Here is a 1,731-nt window from a genome sequence, read left to right as displayed (position 1 = left end):
TTGGTCCGGTTGTTGCTACTTCCCACCTGGCACTACTTCCTCTGGAACCTCAGGTCCCAGTCTCCAGGTGCCCACGATCAAGGGGAAGCTTCAGTGCCCGGACAGGTCGGTGCTCTTGGGGAAGTACTGCCGCAGCAGGCCGTTCGTGTTCTCGTTGGTGCCGCGTTGCCAGGGGGCTGCCGGCGTGGGCGACGAAGAAGCCGTCGCGGAACAGCGGGGCGAGGCGGTCGTGGCAGGCCATCTCGGAGCCTTGGTCCCAGGTGAGCGTCATCCGTGCGGTGTCAGGGACATCCCGGAGGGCTTCGGTGAGGCGTGTGTGTACCTGTTCCGCACTGTGTCCGTCGGCGGGTGCGGCGGTCGACGAGTGTGGCGATGGCGGTGCGGTTTCTGCGGCCGGTGATCAGGTCGCCTTCCCAGTCGCCGGTGCGTTCGCGGAGCTCGACCACGGGCGGGCGCTCGTCTATGAGCGTCGCCGGCACGGCGAATCGCGGGGCCCGCTGGTCGGCCTTGCGGCGCTGCTTGCGCAGGGGGCGGCCGGTGCGGAGCTTCTTGGTGAGTGTCCTGCTCAGGACGCCCTTCGCGCCCTGGTAGAGAGCCCGGTAGATGCTTTCGTGGCACAGGTGTCGCTCGGGTTGGTCCGGCCATAGCGTGCGCAGGTGGGCGGCGATCTGCTCGGGGCTCCACTCCAGGTCGAGCCTGGCCTGGACCTCGGCGCGGAGTTGGGCGTCGAGCCGCAGCTTGGGTCTCCGCGGTCGCTCGGCCCGCTGTCTGGAGCGGTGGTGGGCGAGGTCGGCGTCGTAGACACCCTTGTCGTGTTCGAGCATGTTGCGGCGCAGTTCGCGGCTGATGGTCGACGGCGAGCGGTCCAGCAGCTCGGCGATCTCGCGTATGCCCAGGCCGCGTTCGCGCAAGGTGGCGATCCGCTTGCGCTCCAGCAGCGACAGGTAGCGGCCCGAGTGGACAGTCTCGGACACACGCTCCGGTGGCAGGCCGCCATTCTCCGACCGCCACCGATAGCCGGTCTTTCTGCCGATTCCGAGCTGCCTGCAGGCCTCAACCGTGCCCACCCCGGACTGCAGCAGCCGCCAGTACTCCGCTTCGACCTCGAGCCTGCGCTTGCGTCCCTGCCTCGCCATCAACACACCCATCATGATCAAGGAATGTTGCGACAAGCGTTAGAACCCAAGGACTGGTGGGTGGTCAATTCTCCGAGAGCGTTGACACCGCTTCGGCCTTCTTCGCGGCCGACCTCGACCGGCCACATCTGCGGTCGTGACCTTCGTCGAGAACCGGGACCGTTTCGGGGTCGTGTCTCGATTGGAGACCGGCCACCATCGGCTTCAGCCCGGGACTGTCGTGCGTGTTGGCTGCGGAGTCGCCGACGACCAAGGCCAGTCCGTTCGCATCCGACAGGACGTGCATCTTGGAACCCGCCTTGCCCCGGTCCACGGGGCTCGGACCTGGGTGTTCGCCCCTTTTCTTGGCCCGAACGTGTGCCGATTCGAGAACCGTGGGGGACAGATCGAGCAGGCCGCACTCGACGATCCCGTCGAGGACTGCCTCGTGCAACCGGCCCCAGACGCCGGCCCTCGACCAGATCATGAACCGACGACGTGCGGTGGACTTCGAGATGCCGAAGCATGGCGGGAGTGCCCGCCAGGCAGCCGCTGACCAGCACGTAGACGATCGCGGCGAACAGCGTCTCATCAGGCGTGTCCTGCGTCCCACCGC

General features: G+C 67.2%; 1 protein-coding gene and 1 pseudogene. Both read right to left on the bottom strand.

Features of this window, described 5'->3' with window-relative positions; all coding sequences use genetic code 11:
- Nucleotides 1-281 precede the first annotated feature (281 nt).
- Nucleotides 282-1,136 (bottom strand): IS30 family transposase, encoded by an 855-nt coding sequence (locus tag ABZ532_RS31580; RefSeq protein WP_361291442.1) that lies wholly within the window; start codon nt 1,134-1,136, stop codon nt 282-284.
- 166 nt (nt 1,137-1,302) lie between these two features.
- Nucleotides 1,303-1,731: pseudogene (locus ABZ532_RS31575) on the bottom strand (transposase); the annotation flags it as partial.

Source organism: Streptomyces sp. NPDC019396, assembly GCF_040632375.1.
GTDB lineage: Bacteria > Actinomycetota > Actinomycetes > Streptomycetales > Streptomycetaceae > Streptomyces.
The sequence above is the reverse complement of the archived record's forward strand: the minus strand, read 5'-3'. Positions and strand labels throughout refer to the sequence as shown.